This is a genomic window from Kribbella ginsengisoli, assembly GCF_039537185.1.
GTDB classification, from domain to species: domain Bacteria; phylum Actinomycetota; class Actinomycetes; order Propionibacteriales; family Kribbellaceae; genus Kribbella; species Kribbella koreensis.
Genome location: NZ_BAABAA010000001.1, coordinates 315,446 through 333,496 on the forward strand (window position 1 = coordinate 315,446; position 18,051 = coordinate 333,496).

General features: G+C 69.5%; 16 protein-coding genes. 13 read left to right on the forward strand and 3 right to left on the reverse strand.

Annotation, left to right across the window (positions count from 1 at the left end):
• The first annotated feature begins 11 nt into the window (after nt 1-11).
• The 5 genes from sufC to ABD768_RS01325 all read left to right on the forward strand — a co-directional run bounded on the left by sufC (nt 12) and on the right by ABD768_RS01325 (nt 3,580).
• On the forward strand, nt 12-776 hold the full coding sequence (sufC, locus tag ABD768_RS01305) for a Fe-S cluster assembly ATPase SufC (protein ID WP_343972353.1): 765 nt from the start codon (nt 12-14) through the stop codon (nt 774-776).
• Nucleotides 773-2,029: a cysteine desulfurase gene (locus ABD768_RS01310; RefSeq protein ID WP_344836396.1), complete on the forward strand. Its 1,257-nt coding sequence runs from the start codon at nt 773-775 to the stop codon at nt 2,027-2,029. Before sufC ends, ABD768_RS01310 begins: the two co-directional genes overlap by 4 nt.
• Before the next feature lies 1 nt (nt 2,030).
• Nucleotides 2,031-2,501, forward strand: coding sequence for a Fe-S cluster assembly sulfur transfer protein SufU (gene sufU, locus ABD768_RS01315; RefSeq protein ID WP_343972348.1), 471 nt, complete (start codon nt 2,031-2,033; stop codon nt 2,499-2,501).
• Between the two features lie 22 nt (nt 2,502-2,523).
• Nucleotides 2,524-2,880 carry a metal-sulfur cluster assembly factor gene (locus ABD768_RS01320; protein ID WP_425552112.1) on the forward strand — a complete coding sequence of 119 codons (357 nt, stop codon included), beginning with the start codon at nt 2,524-2,526 and terminating at the stop codon, nt 2,878-2,880.
• A gap of 73 nt (nt 2,881-2,953) precedes the next feature.
• Complete coding sequence (locus ABD768_RS01325) at nt 2,954-3,580, forward strand: acVLRF1 family peptidyl-tRNA hydrolase (RefSeq protein WP_344836397.1); 627 nt, start codon at nt 2,954-2,956, stop codon at nt 3,578-3,580.
• Nucleotides 3,581-3,601: 21 nt separating this feature from the next.
• Here ABD768_RS01325 and ABD768_RS01330 read toward each other — a convergent pair whose 3' ends face one another.
• Genes ABD768_RS01330 through ABD768_RS01340 form a run of 3 tightly spaced genes read right to left on the reverse strand, consistent with a single transcriptional unit; the run spans nt 3,602 to nt 11,823 of the window.
• Complete coding sequence (locus tag ABD768_RS01330; RefSeq protein ID WP_344836399.1) at nt 3,602-4,159, reverse strand: hypothetical protein; 558 nt, start codon at nt 4,157-4,159, stop codon at nt 3,602-3,604.
• A gap of 3 nt (nt 4,160-4,162) precedes the next feature.
• Entirely contained in the window at nt 4,163-4,693 is a 531-nt protein-coding gene (locus tag ABD768_RS01335) for a hypothetical protein (protein WP_343972337.1), read from the reverse strand.
• Nucleotides 4,694-4,749: 56 nt separating this feature from the next.
• The gene (locus ABD768_RS01340; protein ID WP_344836402.1) at nt 4,750-11,823 is read right to left on the reverse strand and encodes a hypothetical protein; all 7,074 of its coding nucleotides are present in this window, start codon (nt 11,821-11,823) and stop codon (nt 4,750-4,752) included.
• Nucleotides 11,824-12,019: 196 nt separating this feature from the next.
• Between ABD768_RS01340 and ABD768_RS01345 the strand changes: the two genes are divergently transcribed.
• The 8 genes from ABD768_RS01345 (at nt 12,020) to ABD768_RS01380 (ending at nt 18,044) form a co-directional block, all read left to right on the forward strand.
• Nucleotides 12,020-12,445 (forward strand): hypothetical protein, encoded by a 426-nt coding sequence (locus ABD768_RS01345; RefSeq protein WP_344836405.1) that lies wholly within the window; start codon nt 12,020-12,022, stop codon nt 12,443-12,445.
• Between the two features lie 51 nt (nt 12,446-12,496).
• On the forward strand, nt 12,497-13,228 hold the full coding sequence (locus tag ABD768_RS01350) for a hypothetical protein (protein ID WP_344836407.1): 732 nt from the start codon (nt 12,497-12,499) through the stop codon (nt 13,226-13,228).
• Nucleotides 13,228-14,037 (forward strand): CpaE/TadZ family protein, encoded by an 810-nt coding sequence (locus ABD768_RS01355; RefSeq protein ID WP_343972325.1) that lies wholly within the window; start codon nt 13,228-13,230, stop codon nt 14,035-14,037. The genes ABD768_RS01350 and ABD768_RS01355 overlap by 1 nt, the downstream gene beginning before the upstream one ends.
• Nucleotides 14,034-15,344 (forward strand): TadA family conjugal transfer-associated ATPase, encoded by a 1,311-nt coding sequence (locus ABD768_RS01360; protein WP_328324149.1) that lies wholly within the window; start codon nt 14,034-14,036, stop codon nt 15,342-15,344. The genes ABD768_RS01355 and ABD768_RS01360 overlap by 4 nt, the downstream gene beginning before the upstream one ends.
• Nucleotides 15,344-16,249, forward strand: a complete 906-nt coding sequence (locus tag ABD768_RS01365; protein WP_343972316.1) for a type II secretion system F family protein — start codon at nt 15,344-15,346, stop codon at nt 16,247-16,249. The genes ABD768_RS01360 and ABD768_RS01365 overlap by 1 nt, the downstream gene beginning before the upstream one ends.
• Nucleotides 16,246-17,166: a type II secretion system F family protein gene (locus ABD768_RS01370; RefSeq protein WP_343972313.1), complete on the forward strand. Its 921-nt coding sequence runs from the start codon at nt 16,246-16,248 to the stop codon at nt 17,164-17,166. Before ABD768_RS01365 ends, ABD768_RS01370 begins: the two co-directional genes overlap by 4 nt.
• 115 nt (nt 17,167-17,281) lie before the next feature.
• Nucleotides 17,282-17,521, forward strand: a complete 240-nt coding sequence (locus ABD768_RS01375) for a hypothetical protein (protein WP_343972310.1) — start codon at nt 17,282-17,284, stop codon at nt 17,519-17,521.
• Between the two features lie 112 nt (nt 17,522-17,633).
• A complete protein-coding gene (locus ABD768_RS01380; protein ID WP_344836411.1) occupies nt 17,634-18,044 on the forward strand; it encodes a TadE/TadG family type IV pilus assembly protein in 411 nt (136 codons plus the stop codon).
• The last annotated feature ends 7 nt before the right edge of the window (nt 18,045-18,051 follow it).

An 18,051-nucleotide genomic window follows, 5' to 3' on the forward strand; every position in this document is an offset into this window, starting at 1 on the left:
TAGAAAACCCCATGGCGACACTCGAGATCCGCGACCTGCACGTGTCGGTCGACACCGAGAACGGCCCGAAGGAGATCCTGCGCGGCGTCGACCTGACCATCGCCGGTGGTCAGACGCACGCGATCATGGGCCCGAACGGTTCCGGCAAGTCCACGCTGGCGTACTCGATCGCCGGCCACCCGAAGTACAACGTCACCAGCGGCACCGTGACGCTGGACGGCGAGAACGTGCTGGACATGGCCGTCGACGAGCGCGCCCGGGCCGGCCTGTTCCTGGCCATGCAGTACCCGGTCGAGGTCCCCGGTGTGTCGGTGTCGAACTTCCTGCGCACCGCCAAGACCGCGATCGACGGCGAGGCGCCGAAGCTGCGCACCTGGGTCAAGGACGTCAACAAGGCGCTGGCCGACCTGGACATGGACGCCGACTTCGGCACCCGGAACGTGAACGAGGGCTTCTCCGGTGGTGAGAAGAAGCGGCACGAGATCGTCCAGCTCGAGCTGCTCGACCCGAAGATCGCGATCCTCGACGAGACCGACTCCGGCCTCGACATCGACGCGCTGAAGATCGTCTCCACCGGCGTCAACCGGTTCGCCGAGAAGGGTGACAAGGGCGTTCTGCTGATCACCCACTACACCCGGATCCTGCGCTACATCAAGCCGGACTTCGTGCACGTGTTCGTCGACGGCAAGGTCGCCGAAGAGGGTGGCCCGGAGTTGGCCGACGAGCTCGAGGCCAACGGCTACGAGCGGTTCCTGAAGACAGGCGCCAAGGCATGAGCGACGCCCGGACCTTCAGCAGTCCGCTGGACCTGCAATCGGTCCGGGCGGACTTCCCCATCCTCGCGCGCGAGTTGGCCGGCGGGTACCCGCTGGTCTACCTCGACTCGGCGAACTCCTCGCAGAAGCCGCGCCAGGTGGTCAAGGCGATCGAGGATCACTACCTGATCCACAACGCCAACGTGGCCCGCGCGATGCACCAGCTCGGGGCCGAGGCGACCGCGGCGTACGAAGGCGGCCGGGACAAGGTGGCGGCCTTCATCGGCGCGACCAACCGGGACGAGATCGTCTTCACCAAGAACGCCTCCGAGGCGCTCAACCTGGCCGCGCACACGCTCGGCGCGTCGCTCAAGCCGGGGGACGAGGTGCTCATCACCGAGATGGAGCACCACAGCAACATCGTCCCGTGGCAGCTCGCCTGTGAGCGGACCGGCGCGACGCTGCGCTGGTTCGGCGTCACCGACGAGGGCCGGCTCGACCTCGGCAACATCGAGGAGCTGATCAACGAGCACACCAAGGTCGTCTCGCTGACCTGGGTGTCGAACGCGCTCGGCACGATCAACCCGATCTCCGACATCGCCGCCAAGGCCCATGCGGTCGGCGCGACCGTGGTGGTCGACGCTTCGCAGGCCGTCCCGCAGTTCCCGGTCGACGTGTCCACGCTCGGTGCCGATCTGCTCGCCTTCACCGGTCACAAGGCCGTTGGGCCGACCGGGATCGGCGTGCTCTGGGGCCGGTACGACCTGCTTGCCGAGCTGCCGCCGTTCCTCGGTGGTGGCGAGATGATCGAGGTCGTCCGGATGACCGGCTCGACCTATGCCCCGCCGCCGGCGCGTTTCGAGGCCGGTACGCCGCCGATCGCGCAGGCCGTCGGACTCGGCGCGGCACTCGACTACCTGGCCGGTGTCGGGATGGAGAAGGTCGCGGCGCACGAACAGGCCATCACGGCGTACGCGCTGGAGGGGCTGCAGACCGTGCCGGGGCTGAAGATCCTCGGGCCGACCGACATCGCCGACCGCGGTGGCGCGATCAGCTTCGAGCTCGACGGCGTGCACCCGCACGATGTGTCGACCGTGCTGGACACTCGCGGCATCGCCGTCCGGGCCGGGCACCACTGCGCGCGTCCGGTGCACGAGCGGTTCGGAATGCAATCGTCGACCAGAGCGTCTTTCTACCTGTACACGACTCCCGCCGAGATCGACGCGCTCGTCGACGGCCTCGGCTTCGTCCGGTCATTCTTCAAGGTGGACTGATATGCAGCTCGACAGCCTGTACCAAGAGATCATCCTGGATCACTACCGCAGCCCGCACCACGCGGGGCTGTCGGACCCGTACGACGTGGAGGTGCACCACGTGAACCCGTCCTGCGGGGACGAGGTCACGCTGCGCGTCGAGCTCGACGGGGACACCGTGACCGGTGTGACGCACCAGAGCGTCGGCTGCTCGATCAGCCAGGCGGCCACGTCGGTGATGAGCGACCTGGTGATCGGCAAGCCGGTCGCCGAGGGCATGGCGACGTACGAGAAGTTCCTGGAACTGATGCAGGGCCGGGGGAATGTCGAACCGGACGAAGAGGTTCTGGAAGACGGCGTCGCCTTCGCGGGTGTCGCGCAGTTCCCGGCAAGGGTGAAATGCGCACTGCTGGGCTGGTCGGCCTGGCGCGACGCCACCGCCCAGGCGCTGGCGAAGTCCGAGGCGAAGAAAGAAGGAGCAAACAATGTCTGACCAGACCGACGAGAAGATCGAGCTGCCCGAGGTCGACCTCGAGGCGGCCGCGCAGCCGGCTGGTACGTCTCCGGTCGCCGTCGAGGACGTCACCGAGGCGCTCAAGGACGTCGTCGACCCCGAGCTCGGGATCAACGTCGTCGACCTCGGCCTGATCTACGGCGTGACCGTGGACGACAGCAACACCGCGATCATCGACATGACGCTGACGTCCGCGGCCTGCCCGCTGACCGACGTGATCGAGGACCAGACTCGGATGTCGCTGGACGGCCTGGTCAACGACTTCCGGATCAACTGGGTCTGGATGCCGCCGTGGGGCCCGGAGAAGATCACGGACGACGGCCGCGACCAGCTGCGCGCGCTCGGCTTCAACGTCTGAGCAACATCTCCAGTCCGTGAGAGCCCGGGTCAGGTGGCCCGGGCTTTCGCATGCCATGGGTTAGCGTCGGCGGGTGACTCGAATCGTGTCGGTGGGGCCTGAGCGGCTGGAGCGGTGGTTGACGGGCTTCAGTGAGCGGCACGGGATGACGTCGTACGACGTGACGGCGGAGCGGTTGAGTGCGGTCGCGGAGGACGGGGCGCAGGCGGAGATCGTCGTGCCGTTCGGGCCGTTGGAGGAGCTGAGCGCGGAGGGGCTGGTCGCGCATGTGCTCAAGGACCGGCGGCTGGGGGTCTTGCTGGTACGCCGAGGAGGCTACGGCGCGGGTGTCTTCGACGGAGGCAAGTTGATCGACTCGAAGGTCGGGTCCCGGCACGTGCAGGGGACCACCAAGGCCGGTGGGTGGTCGCAGCAGCGGTTTGCGCGGCGGCGGGACAACCAGGCCCGGGAGGCGTTCAATGCGGCGACCGAGGTGGCGGTACGGATTCTGGCGCCGGCCAAGCTCGACGTACTGGTCTGTGGGGGAGACCGCAAGGCGATCGACACCGTGCTGGAGGATCCGCGGCTGAAGGCGCTGCGGCCGCTGGTCCGGCCACCCTTTCTCGGGGTGGCCGATCCGAAGCAGAAGGTGCTGGAACAGGCGGGGGTGGACGCCCGCGCGATCCGGATCGAGCTCACCGACCCGCCGGACGCCGGTTGACCCGGCCCAGGCCGATGAGGGTCAGGCGGGGCCGTAGAGGGCGCGGAAGTCGTCGAGGGTGCCGCGGTAGTACTGCAGGTCGTCGACCAGCTTGCCGCGGGTGAGCATCTGCGGGTTCTTCGCACGGGTCCGGGTGCCCAGGTCGGACCACACGCCCGCCTCGGGCACGTCCTCGGCGCCCTCCGGCAGGAACTTCAGCGCCTCGCCGACCGCATCCGCGGCGAACTCCCAGTTCAGCTCGACGCTGTACCGGTCCTGGTCCGGCTGACCGGTGTACGCCAGGTCCGCGGTCAGCGCCCGGCGCGCGTAGGCCTCCGCGACCAGCACCCATTGCGCCGCGTCGACGAGCTGCGAGACCCCGAGGCCGTAGCGCGAGCCGACCGTCCTGGCCGCCTGCTCGGTCACGTACGGCACCACGATCTCGCCGGCCGTCGTGGTCAGCGTCCAGGCGTCCTCGCCCTCGACGGAGTTCACGCCCGGCTCGATCGGGGCCGGCGCGACGGCCGGTAGCGACTCGTCGACCACCGTCGACAAGCTCACGTAGACCTGCGCCTCGGCCAGTGTCCTTGCGGTCAGCATCGGTTAGTTCGCTCCTGTTTCCCGTACGAGTTCGGAATACGTGTCCTGGACCACCAGCAGGCGGTCCAGCCGGAACCTACCCGGTTCGGCGTCGAATACCCGGCGGCCTTCCGGCGTCCAGAACGCATCCGCCGGTACGCCGTCCAGCCCGGCCGGCACGAATTTGATCACCTCACCGACCGCCGCCCGCGCGATCGACAGCGCGACCCGTGCCTCGCCCGGCTCCACCGGCACGTTGCCCGCAGCCTGATCGGCCACCGCCATCCACTGACCGGCGTCGAGCAGCTCCGAAGGCTCCGTACCCCCGAAGGCCGGCCAGGAATCCGGCGCCGTCTCCCGGGCCGGCAGCCCGAAGAGGTACTCGCGCTCCGCGTCGCAACCAGGACAGACCGCGGCATAACTGATGACCAGCTCGCCGTCGACCTCGATCAGCGCATGCTGCCAGGGTGCCTCGACCGAACCGCAGTCCGGGCAGGGCTGCAGCTCGAGGTAGAGAAACGCCTCGTCCCTCGTGCGTGCGACCGCGAACGCCATCGGTCTCCCTCTCGTCGTCGTCGGACCATCATGCCCGCTGTCCGGCCGCGGCCCGGTCAGGAACCAGCCAATGACGGCCCGTGCCCGCTGATCGTCCTGGCCGAGGTGGCGCCGCCGATCTGCTGCCGCTCACCCTGCCCGGATGCCGCGGGCAACTGCCGGACCGTCGCGGAGTGGTCGAGCCCCTTCAGCATCGCGAGCGGTACGCCCTTGTCCACCAGCTCCAAGGCGACCTTGGCGTTGAACGATTCCGACCGCGGCGTCGCGTTGTACAGCTCGCGCAGCGGCACCCGTCCCTCACACATCAGCGCCACCCGCGGATGCAACTGCGCGAACGCCTCCGCATAACCGCTGTTGTCGCCGATCTCCGTCATCGTGCCGTCCGCGAACGCCTGGTAGTTTCGCACGCCACCGGCTTCCTCGATGGTCAGATTCACCGTCCGCTTCTCGTTCACCGCCTTGCTCAACGCGGCCACCATCGGCTGGTACGGCTGGTGAACTCTGTTGCCAGCGGCATCGACCCGGTACTCCGATGCGCGCAGCTCGGGCTTGCCGAGCCGAGGCGACGCGGCCTCCAGCGGGGGAGCAGCCTGCCGGCCCGACTCGAGTTGCCGCAGCCCGTCGAGGTACTCGTGCTGCAGCATCTTGAGGTAGTACACGGCTTTGGAGGTCTCGGGCAGGTGCTCGGAGTGTTTGACCTTCGGTGCGCTCTTGCCCGTGTCGGCCACCTCGTGAACCGTGACGCTGTAGACCATCGGCGCCTCGACCGTGCCGAGTGTGCCTTCCTGGAAACGGCTGGTCTCCAATCGCGTCCCCTGCGAGTCGGACGACGTCTCCTTGAGCTGCTCACTGACCGAGCCGCCGACGTTGACCGGTCCGCCGCTCGCACCGCCACTCGCCGTCCCCGGCGTCAGCCTGTTGCCGGTCGTCGTGATCCCGTTGCTCTCCATGTCGCGCCACACCTGGCCGGCCTGACCGCCTGGAATCGGATCGTCCTGGATCGTCCAGCCCACCGGCCTGGCCTTGACCACGACGACGAACTTGGTACCCGAGTTGCCTCGTCCGGCGATCGCGGTCAGCTCTAAGCCCTCTTCGCTGGTCAGTCGCTTGAGCGCGGCCCGCAGCGCGGTCGGTGAGAGCTGGGTCGCCAGCGCCACGTCGTGCTCCCGCATCGCCGCCTCGCCCAGATCCTTGTGGGCGACCAGGTAGCCGCGGATCTGCGCGTGGAGCTGGTCGGTCTCCGGCTCTCCCAGTCCGTGCGGGACCATCGCCTCCGCAGTGGCGCCTTCCGGCACCCGGAACGACCGGTGATCGGGCTGCGAGGCCTGCTGGGCAGGAGCGTCGGGAGTGGCCTCCTTGAGCAGCTCCCGCGGCACCATCAGCGTCATCCGGGCACCGACCCGGACCGGCGTCGCGTGGGTCGTCTGCTCGGCCGGCAGCGTCTTGTTGAGCCGCCAGCGCACCCCGGCCATCGTGGCAGCACCCGCGCTGCGGACCCGGGACACCTGGATGTCGAAGACCGCATCCCGGTAAGTCTCGGCCTGCTTGAAGTGACCCGTCCGGTCGATGTGCGTCTTCTGGGTACCGCGTTTGGCCGCGACGGTCCGGTCGCGCTCGGTCCCGGCCCCACCGGACAGGGAGGTGTCGGCGGATCCCTTCACCTCCGCTCCGGCCGAGTACGTCGTGGAGTGTGAGACGGACTGATCCTGCCCGAGGTAGTCGTAGTTCTGCTTGAGTCCGATCGCGTCCACCTCGGGCACATCCGGCGTCCCGTCGACCATCGGCGGGCCGGCGTACTGCGCCTTGACCTGGACGACGACGAGGTCGGGCTGAGGTTGTCCCGGGACCGGTACCTCGACCTCCGTCACGAACCCGCGGACGCCGTACATGTCGCCCAGATGCCCCTGCCAACCGTCCGTCCCGAGGTCGATGGCCAGCGCCGCGCGCAGCATCGGGTTGGTCGCCATCAGCCCGGGCGCGAGTTCTTCCACCTGACGCAGCGCCGGGGTGAGCAGGTCGACGTGCCCGCCGGGCTGGCCGATCGGGCTGATGTCCTCGATCTGCGCCGACGCCAGGCCGATGTCGTACTGCGGTGGCAAGCTCATCGCGCGAGGCTGCTCAGCCTCTTGCTCGACCTCGACCAGCACCTCGTCGATGCGCTGGTCAGGGGGTGCGGCGGGCGTCGACTGGACGTCTCTGGTTTGACCAAGGAGCCGCGCGGCCAGCCGTTCGTCGGTGTGCTCGGCCGCGAGACCGGTCGTCACACCGGCCTTGTCCTGCTTGTAGCGACGGACGAAGGCCCCGGCGTCGCGAGGACTGATCTTGAGCTGCCCCGCCAGGTACCGCTCGGCCGCGTCGGTGACGACCTCGAGCGGCAGGTCGAGTTCGCGACGGCCGTACAGCCTCAGCGCCCGCCGCTCCGGCATCGTCGTCTGCACCTTGGCGTCCTGCAGCGGCACGGACTGGACGACGTTGCCATCGGCATCGACCACGTCCGCGACCAGCTTGTACCGGTCGACGAACTGGTGATGTGTGCCGACGTTGATCAGCAGGCCTTCTTCGCCCATCGTCTGGCTGTTGCTCGTCGACTGCGAGGTACCACCGGTACGTCCCGCGCTGAGGCTGCCCGCGAACGAGGACGCATCGGCCTGGACCGGACCACCGCCGCCGTCGAGCCCGACCCCACCCGACGACGACCGGCCCGAGGTGAAGCCGGTGTCCTTCATGGTGAGGTTGATGTCGCCGGAGTTCTGCTGCGTGACGGCGACGAACGCGCGATCGGTCGCCTCACCCCGGACCACCACGCTGTAGCCACGTGGCAGCATCGTGCCCTGCCGGACCGCGTCGACCGGGTTGCCGGCCGGCGGGACGATCGTCAGCGGGAGCCGGTACTCCCCGTTCATCCACTCCTTGTGCGCGACCAGGCTGTCGGGCCCGAGCATCGCGTGCAGTTCCTGGTACGTGTTGGAGCCCAGCTCGATCGCGTCGACGGCCGAGGTGATCCGATCGACCGGATTGCCCGCGTCGACGTGGACCGGCATCGACTGCTTGACCGCGGCCATACTCGGCGCCTTGGGCTGCGCAGAGCGGACCGGTTCCTCTGCACGCGACAACGCACTGTCGACGAGGATCCGGGCGCTGCCGGGCGCAGTGGCCAGGGGAGCGGTGTCGCCCTTCGGGGTGACCTCCGTGACGACGATCTGGTGCCCGACCCGCAGGATGTCGACCGGGGCGGTGGTCTCGGTCAGCGACACCCGGTTGACCCGCCGGCCCGCGGACCAGCTGAAGCTCCGGCCGACCGCGCTCCGGCTGAGCTTCACACCCAGTCGCCCGGCCCACCCGCGCACACCTTCGGCCGGGCCGTTGCTGACACCGGCGCCGGCCGACACAGGCATGCCCTTCGACCGGCCTCCGGAGCGGCTGTTGGCGTCGGAGGCGATGCCGAGCCGTACGACGTTGTCCGTCGTACTCGTGCCCTCGCCGGTGACGTCGTTGAAGTCCTGCCGGACTGCGACCCGGAACGTCCGGTATCGCGGCGCATGCCCGGTTCGCTGGTCGATCAGGACCATCGGGATGCCGCTCTGCGAAGCCTGGTTGTAGCCGGCTTCGAGCCGGTCGGACCCGATGGTCTGGATCACCCGGTCGTAGTTGATCAGCTGTCCGCTGCGCAGTCGCCGGTCCTCGGGCAGGTCGGCGAAGACCGGCTGGAGGTTGTCGTCGAGCGGCGGGACCAGCCCGTCGCGGCTGAGGTTGCGCAGGGTCTGTTCCAGCGCGTCGCGATCGCCGGTGAAGTTCTGGACGAGCGCCTGGCCCGCGCCACGCATCTGCTCGGCGCCGGGGCCGATCACGGGTGGCAGCGTCTGCTTTCCGGTCGGCGGCTCGGGGTCGCCGCGGAGCAGGGCCCGCTTGTGCTGGTCGAGGCGGACGGTGTCGTTGGGGTTGCGGAGTACGGCGAACTTGTCGACCTTCGCGCCGGCGCGCAGCAGGTCGTTCTCGGGGACCCGGAGCCTGGCGTCGACGAAGTCGTTGATGACGACCGGGTCCGCCTTGGGCTTGGTGAGGTCGCGCAAGGTCGCCCGGACCCGGAAGCCGACCACCACGCCCTGCGTCGGGCCCTGGTTGCGGTGAACCACCGGAGTGATCGAGGTCGCGCTGACGCTCAGCCCGCCCTGCCGCGAGACGTTGCGACCGGCCGAGACACTCGGACCGAGATCGGCCGTCGTCGAGCCGATGTCCTTGAAGGTGCCGCCGACACCGACGGACACCGACGCGGAGGTGTTGGAGTTCTGGCTCGCGCTGACGCCGTTGAAGTCGACGCCGACCTTCTCCTGCCACAGGTCGTAGCTGGCCTCGCCGCTGAGTCTCGCCGTACTCCAGATCGGCTCGACTTCGAGCTGTACGTGGTAGACCGCCTCGCCCGCGCTGACGATCTGCCGGCCGTACCCTCCTGGCCGGCTCGTCTGGCGCAGCAGCCGGGAGATGTCCTGGGTGAGCAGGCCGTCGATCTGGCCGTAGGCGACCCGGTCGATCTTGCCGAAACGCTCGCGGCCGCCCGCGACGAGCCGGTCGCGGATGGAGGACATGCCGTCGATGTTGGTGACCGTATGCCGGGGGAAGGCTCCGGTGACCTCGTTCGCCCGGCCGAGCTGGGCGAGCGAGACCGTCTCGGTCGCAGGCTTCACCGTGTACGCCGCTGACACCCACGTCAGTTGCGGGCCGGCGTCGAAGGCGGCAGGTGCCGACCAGGGCTCGGTCGCGGACGCACGAACCTCGATCTCCCACTGACCGGTCCAGCCGACCTGCAGCGACTCGCCGCGGTCGTCGTCGACCGAGCCTTCCTTCTCGTGCGAGCTGGACCCGCTCGACTCACTCAGCCCCTGCCCGGAGGACACATCCACCCGGGGAGCGGCGAACTGGGACAGCGTGTGGACCGTGCTCCCGGGCGGCGCCATCGCCATGAACGGCTGCGCGCTCACCCCGAAGCTGACGCCGGTCGAGTGGGCTGCCGTCGTTGAGACGCCCTGGCCGCCGTCGCCGATCGTGCCCGACATCTGCTCGGCCAGGTCGTAGTCCCGGTCGAGGTTCTCGCGCACGTCCTGCGCGTTCAGCCGGAACCGGACCTGCGCCAGCTCGTTCACGTCGGAGTTGGGATTCCCGCCGACGGTGAACTCGATCCCCTCGGCCGTCACCAGCCGCCGGTACGCCGCCGGAGGCACCGGCAGCGGGCCACTGCCCTCACCGAGCCGCGCGGAGATGCCGTGCGCGGCCAGTACCTGGTTGATCTCGCCTACTGGGACCGCTGGCAGTTCACCGGCCGGTACGCCGGTGTGCAGGACGGCCTTGACGGGCAGGGCTGAATCCGACGCGACCTGGTACGCACTGGTCTTCTCTGCCGCGGTCTGCGCCAGCGTGACGAGTGCTGCCTGCGGACGGCTCGGGTCGGTGAGCACTGCGTCGAGTTCGGCCAGCAGGTCTCGTTGACTGGTCAGTGCCTGCTCAGCCGTCGCTACCGCTTGGTTGTAGCCTGCGGCGATTTCCGTGTGCCGGTTGGCCTTCCGGGCAGCACCGGCCGCCTCGACGTCCAGGACCCGCGCCCGCTCGGTCGCACCCTTGTCCTGAAGCTTGCCCTCGGCAACAGCTTTGCCGGACAGCTCTTTGGCTTCCGCGGCGGCTGCGGCCGAGCTGGCCGTCTTGGCGCCGGCAAGCTTCTGGAGCTCCTGGACCTCCGACTCCAGACCAGTGACCGCGTCAGCGACTTTCAGCCGCAAGGCAGCCGGCGTGTACGGCGCCAGCTCGGCTGCCTCAGCCCGTACCGCGAGCGCGGCCGCCGTCCCTGCCGCCGCTGCTCCGCGGACGTGGATCGCGTCGGCAGCCCAGGGGAGTGTGGGCGCGACGCCGCCCTTCTGACGGATCGAGGTCGCGAGCGCGTCGAGATCCCGTTCCAGTACGGCCGTGCGCTGTGGATCCTGCTGGTTCCGCGCCTGCTGCCAGGAGCTGTTGAGGAACTGGTACGACGCGTAGTCGGCGTTCAGCGTGCGATCGCGTTTGTCGCGCCCGAAGGCCGAGCGCAGCTTGCCCAGCACGCCGGCCGGTCGTTGCGAGTTGGCGGGGTTGAGCTCATGCGTCAGCTGGTTGAGCTGGTGGACCCAGACCTGGGCCAGTTGGTCGTCGGCGAGGCGCGGCGAGATCCGTAGGACGTGGGGATCGTTCGCGGTGCCCGAGCGAAGTCGGCCCTCGGCGACGAGACCGCGGGAAGTGGGGAGGATCTCGACCCGGACGTGTTGCGGTGCGTCGCTCGTCGCCGTCTGGAGTACCGCAAGTTGCGCCTGGGGGTCGATGGCCGGCCTGCTGGTGATGAAGCCACCGAGTTCGGCGCGCCCGAGTTGTCGGAGGGCCGCGAGAGCTGTTCGCTCGTCGAGGTCCGGGTCGAGGGCTGGGCGGCCACCGATTCCGGTGACCAGTCCGGAGCCACGGACCTCGGGCGTTGCCGTTCGGGCGTTTGCGGGCCGCTGGTGCCTCGCGCCGGGCTGGGATCGATGCTGTCCGGTTTGCGGCTGGGGTGGGGCGATTGCGAGCGTAGTACCGGTAGGTGGTGGCTGGGCGGGTGCTTGATGGCTCAGGAGGTGGGTGTCGCGGCGGATCTGTTGTGCTGCTGCGACGAGTTCTGTCGGCCTGGCCGGCTGGGATCGGCCGGGGAGCGCGGCTAGGCGGGCTGCGGCGGTTTCGGAGTACGGGGCGGCGCTCTCGAGGACGATCCGGAGCATCGCGCCGGCCTCGTCACGTCTTGCCTGCTGGAGGCCGGGGACGTGCAGGAGCCGGTCGAGGGCGGCGATCGCGCCGTCGGCCGGGTCGAGCTCGCGATTGCGGGCGACCTCCGCGCCGACCAGGGCGACCGACTCGGCCAGCAGGCGCTCGTCGCTCGCTCGGTCAGCCGCGCGCCGGTTGAGGCGCCGGTCCAGATCGTCGACGACCCCGGCCGGGAGGGTCTCGGCGGCATCGAGCCGGAAGCTGCCGTCGCGCAGCCGGACGCCGGAGGGCGCGATCACGCCGAACGCGATGCCGAGAGCCTCGCGGGCGCGGGCAGCGGCCAGGTCTCCCCGTGCCGGATCGCCCTGTGCCGCGATGGTCATCCAGTCGGCTCCTTCGTCGTCGGTGACGTGAGTGTGACCGCAAAGTAACCTCCTGGGTTCCCCCGGGCAACCGGCAAAAGATTTCAATCCGGCTACCGCTCGATGGTGCTGAGTTCCGGCCGCTGCCGTGTCAGGCTGGGCGGCGATGAACGTGAAACTTTCTCCTTCCCAGTGGTCGGTTTCCGAGGCCAGAAGCTTGATCGCTCAACTGCGTCAGCTCGCCGAGGGCGACGCCTACGACGGCATCGAGCTGTTCGCGGCGCTCTGCGAGTACCTGGATCAGCTGTACGGCGGTACCGGGTTCGACGAGTTGCTGCCCGAACCGCAGGCGGCCGAGCTGGGCGGTGTCATCCGGGGTGTGGTTTCGGCCACTCCGGCGGACCCGGACGGCGATCCGCTGGACCGGCTGGACCAGCCGGTGAACTCGGCCGTGACGCTGGCCGAGGGTCGGCGGCTGGCGGCGTACCTGGCGACGGCCGACGACTGGCAAGGCGAGTTGGGCCGCGCGTTGCAGGGGCTTTACAGCTATCTAGACCACTTGTCGGGCGGGCCGGGGACGTTCGTCCGGCTGCTCACCCGCGAAGAGCGCGAGCAGGTCGCGGCCAGAGCACCGAAGAGGTAACGGCATGACCATTCGGTCCGAATGGTCCTCTCCGACCATTACGGTAGGCGCGTGAGTTTCTCGTCCCCCACGCGTCCCTCCGCCTCCGGCGCCCGTGGTTCCAAGGCGCCGCTCGGTGGCTCGAACCGTCTTCCCTCCGGCCGCGAACGCCGTCCGGCGCTCGCCGCGCTGGCGGTGATCCTGATCCTGCTCGGCGCCGCCGGCTCGGCCCTGATCGCCCTCCGCAGCGGCGACCGGACCAACTATGTCGCGATCGCCGTCGATTCGATCAGCCCGGGCCACAGGATGACCCAGAAAGACCTCGCCACCGGAGACCTGGCCGGCAAGACCGCTGCCTTGATCCCGTCCGACCAGTGGAAGACGCGGGTGGACGGCAAGTTCGCGACCGGCTGGCTGTACAAGGGCCAGTACGTCACCGACCAGAACTTCACCGACAAGCAGATCGCCGCCGGCGGCGTCGCGGTCGGCGTCAGCCTCGAGGCCGGCCGGGCCCCGTCGTCGGGTCTGCGGGAAGGCGACATCGTCCAGGTGGTCCAGGTGCCGGCCGCCAACCAGGCCGGTGGCGTGTCCTCGATCCTGGTGAAGGCCGCCGAGGTGACGGCCGCCAGCGGCGCTATCAGCGACGACAAGACCAAGGCGAACAGCACCTTGAACGTCACCATCGTGGTGCCGGCCGCGCAGTCGGTCACAACGGCCGGGGCCGCCGCGTCCAAGACGCTCGTACTGACGAAGCTGCCGTCCGGTACCAAGCCGGAGGTAGCGGCCAACGAGGGAGACGGCTGATGGCTCTCGTTGCGCTGGCAAGCGCGAAGGGCTCGCCCGGAGTGACCACGACCAGCCTGGTGCTCGGTGCGCTCTGGCCGCGGCCGGTGCTGCTGGCCGAGTGTGACCCGGCCGGTAGCGATGTGGCGATCCGGATGACGGCGCCGGGTGGCCAGCCGCTCAACTCCGATCGCGGGCTGGTCAGCTTGGCTGCGGCCGGCCGCAAGGGGCTGGACGACGACGTCATCATGGCGCACAGTCAGCAGCTCGACGGTGGGCTCGATGTGATGATCGGGGTCCGCACACCCGAGCAGATCGGTGGCATGGGCGGGCTGTGGGAGCCGCTGGGTATCACCTTCAACCAGATGTTCAGCTCGGACGTGATCGCGGACTGCGGCCGGATCGGGCCTGCTTCGCCGCAGCTTCCCGTAGTACAGGCTGCTCGGCTGGTCGTTCTCGTCTGTACTGCGACCGGCTCGTCCGTCGCGCATCTGCGGGAGCGGCTGTCGTCGCTCATCCATCACGTCGACGCGAAGCTCGGCGTGCTCGTGGTCGCCGACCCGAAGAAGCGTGAAGGCGTCAAGCAGGTCTGGTCGGTGCTGGACGCGATGTCCGTGCCGCTGGCGCACCGCTGGCACCTCGCCTACGACCCGGCCGGCGCGGCCTTCTTCGACGGCCGCGGACAGGGCCGGCTGGACCGTACGCCGCTGATCCGGACCGCTGCCGACATCGCCGCCGAGATGGCGGCGATCGTCTCGCGGCCGACCCAGCACGACTTCGACATGGCCCAGGCGGCGTTCCCGCCCGACGGCGGCCGGGAGGGTAGATGAGCACGGATCAGGAGCTCGTCCGCAAGCTCCGGGTCCAGGTCGCCGAGCGGCTGAACGAGCAGCGCCGGCGCGACCAGGTCAACGGCGTACCGCCGATGAGCGCCGAAGACGAGCGCGAGTACGCCCGGTCGCTGATCGTCCAGGTGCTCGAGGACCACGCCCGGTACGAACTGGCCGAGGGGCGCACGCCGCCCACTCCGGACGACGACGCGCAGATCGCCGGCGCCATCCACGCCTCGCTGTTCGGTGTCGGCCGGCTGCAGCCGCTGATCGACGACCCCGAGGTCGAGAACATCGACATCAACGGGTGCGACCAGGTCTTCATCCAGTACGGCGACGGCCGCGAAGAGCGGCCCGGGCCGGTGGCCGACAGCGATGACGAGCTGGTCGAGCTGATCCAGGTGCTCGCGGCACACGCGGGTCTGACCAGCCGGCCGTTCGACTCGGCCAACCCGCAGCTCGACCTGCGGCTGCCCGACGGCTCCCGGTTGTCGGCCGTGATGGGCGTGACGTCGCGGCCGTCGGTCTCGATCCGGCGGTCCCGGCTCGGCAAGGTGTTCCTGCAGGATCTGGTTGCCAACGGCACCATGTCCGCCGACATCGCCTCCTTCCTGCGGGCCGCCGTGGCCGCGCGCAAGAACGTGATGATCGCGGGCGCCACCAACTCCGGCAAGACCACGCTGCTGCGCGCGCTGGCCAACGAGATCCAGCCGCACGAGCGCCTGATCACCGTGGAGCGCTCGCTCGAGCTGGGGCTGGGGGAGTTCAAGGACCTGCACCCGAACGTGGTCGCGTTCGAGGAGCGGCTGCCGAACTCCGAGGGTGTCGGCGAGGTCAGCATGGCCGACCTGGTCCGCCGTTCACTGCGCATGAACCCCAGCCGGGTCATCGTCGGTGAGGTGCTCGGCGACGAGATCGTGACGATGCTGAACGCGATGAGCCAGGGCAACGACGGCTCGCTGTCGACGATCCACTCGAACAGCTCGATGGAGGTGTTCAACCGAATCAGCACCTACGCGATCCAGGCGTCCGAGCGGCTGCCGATGGAGGCGACCCAGATGCTGATCTCGGGTGCCCTCGACTTCGTCGTGTTCGTCCGCAAACACAACGACTACCAGCACGGCGGCACGCTCAGTCGGTACATCGAGAGCATCCGCGAGGTGACTGGCTGGGACGGCCGCGTGCTGTCCGGCGAGGTGTTCGCTCCCGGCCCCGACGGCCGGGCCGCGGCGCACGCACCGATCGCCTGTATGGACGAGTTGGAGCACTACGGCTACCAGCCGCTCGTGCACGGTCGGTGGGCCTGATGAGCAACGAAACCCTGCTGTCCCTGCTGTCCGGCGCGGTCGTCGGCGGCGCGATCCTGCTGCTGATCGTCGCGATCCGTGGCACGACGCCGCGCGAGTCGACCCCGTCGCTGTTCAAGCGCGGCGGCAGCGTCGAGGGCCGCAAGCAGCTGATCCGCTTAGGCACCGGCATCGGAGTCGGGCTGATCGTGCTCGTCGTCACGCACTGGCTGGTGCTGGCGGCGGCTCTCGGCTTGCTTGCTGCGCTTGCCGATCGCTTCTTCGGTGGTACCGGGGAAGAGCGGCGCGCGATCGAGCGGCTGGAGGCGCTGGCCACCTGGACCGAGGCGCTCCGCGACACGATCGCCGGCGCGGTCGGTCTGGAGCAGGCGATCCCGGCCACTGCGATCAACGCAGCGCCCGCGATCAAGCCCGGCCTGAACCTGCTCGTCGACCGGCTCCGGATCCGCGAACCGTTGCCCTCGGCATTGATGCGGTTCGCGGACGACCTCGACGACCCGTCGGCCGACCTGATCGTGGCCGCGCTGGTGCTGAACGCGCGCCTGCGCGGACCCGGTCTGCGCGAGGTGCTGAGCGCGCTGGCCGACTCGGCCCGCGAGGAGCTCGACGTACGCCGGAAGGTGGCGGCCGAGCGTCGATCGACCCGGCGAAGCGTGCAGGTCGTCGTGGCGATCACCCTGCTGGTGGCGGCCGCGCTGATTCTGTTCAACCCGACGTACGTCAGGCCGTACACGAGTTTCATCGGCCAGTTCGTGCTGTTCATCGTGATCGCCCTGTACGCCGTGGGGCTGGTCTGGCTGCGCAAGCTGGCGAAGATCGAGGTACCGGACCGGTTCCTGATCCGCAGTGACGATCGGCGGGCGGCCCGCAGTGGTGACGAGCGGATGGAGGTGGTGGGCGGATGACCGGCGCTTTCATCACAGGTGCGATGGTCGGCCTCGGTGTCTACCTGCTGGTCCGGATGCTGATCCGGCCGCGCGCCAACGTGCTCTCGACGATCGCGCGGATCGACGCCGGTCGGTCCGGGTACGTGAGCGCGGCGACCGCGAGTGCCGCGGGGGAGCGGGTGCTCGGTGGTGTCGACCGGGCGCGCGAGACGCTCGGCCAGCGGCTCGAGGCGGAGGCGAACGCGCGGGGCTGGACCTTCGGGCGGTTGCGCCGCGACCTGGCGGTGATGAACCAGCCGTTCGCGGCGATGCTCGCGACCAAGGTGTTCTTCGCTCTGGGTGCGCTGATCTTCATCCCGTTCGTGCTGTTCTTGTTCGCGCTGCTGAGGTTCAAGGCGCCGGGCGCTTCGCCCGCGATCGTCACGCTGGCGGCGATGGCGTTCGCGTTCTTCCTGCCCGACCTGGCGTTGCGGCAGGAGGCGGAGGCGCGGCGGCGCGACTTCCGGCATGTGGTCGGCAGCTTCCTGGACCTGGTCGCGATGAACCTGGCCGGCGGCCGCGGTCTGCCGGAGGCGCTGATGACGGCCTCCACGATCGGCGACCACTGGGCGATGGCCCGGATCCGGCAGGCGCTGGCCAACGCGCGGTTGATCGGCATCACGCCGTGGGACGCGATGGCCCGGCTGGGCGAGGACCTCGGGGTCGAGGAGTTGCGCGACCTGGCGTCGGCGCTGGCACTGGCAGGTGACGAGGGCGCGAAGATCCGGGCCTCGCTGCTGGCCCGGGCGGCGTCGCTGCGGCGGAAAGAGCTTGCGGACGTGGAAGGCAAGGCAGGCGAGCGGTCGCAGTCGATGCTCGTCGCGCAGCTGGTGATGTGCGCGGCGTTCATGTTGTTCCTCGGCTACCCGGCCGGCGCCGCCATCCTGGGCAGTTAGTGACGGCGGTCACGGGGAACAGGGATCCATCGGGCATTTGTGTCCGTCCTACAGGGCATACTGAGGCTCGAATCGGGCTCAGGACTGAAGTAACGAGTTTCGGAGGGTTAACCGGATGAACGTGGAAACGCAGTTCGTGCGCGCGATGGTCGGCTACGCGCTGGCGCGGGCCCACACCCAACGGGCCCGGGGCGCGGCCGCCAAGGCCCGCGGCGCCCGCCGTCGCGACGAGCTCGGCGCGTCGGCGCTGGAGTGGGCGATCATCTCGGCGATCCTGGTCGCCGCGGCGCTGGCCATCGGTCTGGTGGTCCGGGGCGTGATCGACAAGCGCACGGGCGAGATCCAGAACGGCTGAGGCGTTGTCGCGGTCACCTCGTGCTGGGGAACGAAGTGCGCACGGCCGTTGGAACTCGGCGGACCGGAGCGGGCGCGGCCGAAGCCGATCGCGTCGGGTCGGCAGCGGTGGAGTGCCTCGGAGGCGGTCCGAGCGAGGAGCGTCCTCGCTCGAGCTGGCCATCCTGGCGCCGTCGATCCTGGCGCTGATCTTCATCTCGATCCAGACCGCGCTGTGGCTGTACGGCCGGTCCGTCGCGCTGAACGCGGCCCAGGAAGGCGTGTCCCGCCTGCGACTCGTCCAGCCGCCGCTCTACACCAGCGCGATCGGCGAGAAGGTCCGCGGCGACATCGAGGCCTACGCCCAGCAGCTGGGCGGCAACACCCTGGGTGACGCCGTCGTCGAACCGCCGTCCTACAACACCCCCGAGGGCATGGTCTCCTTCACCGTCACCGGCGAGACCATCTCTTTGGTCCCCGGCCTGAAACTGACAGTCACCCGCACCGCGACCGGCCCCATCGAACAATTCCAAGCCGACAAATGAGCGAGGC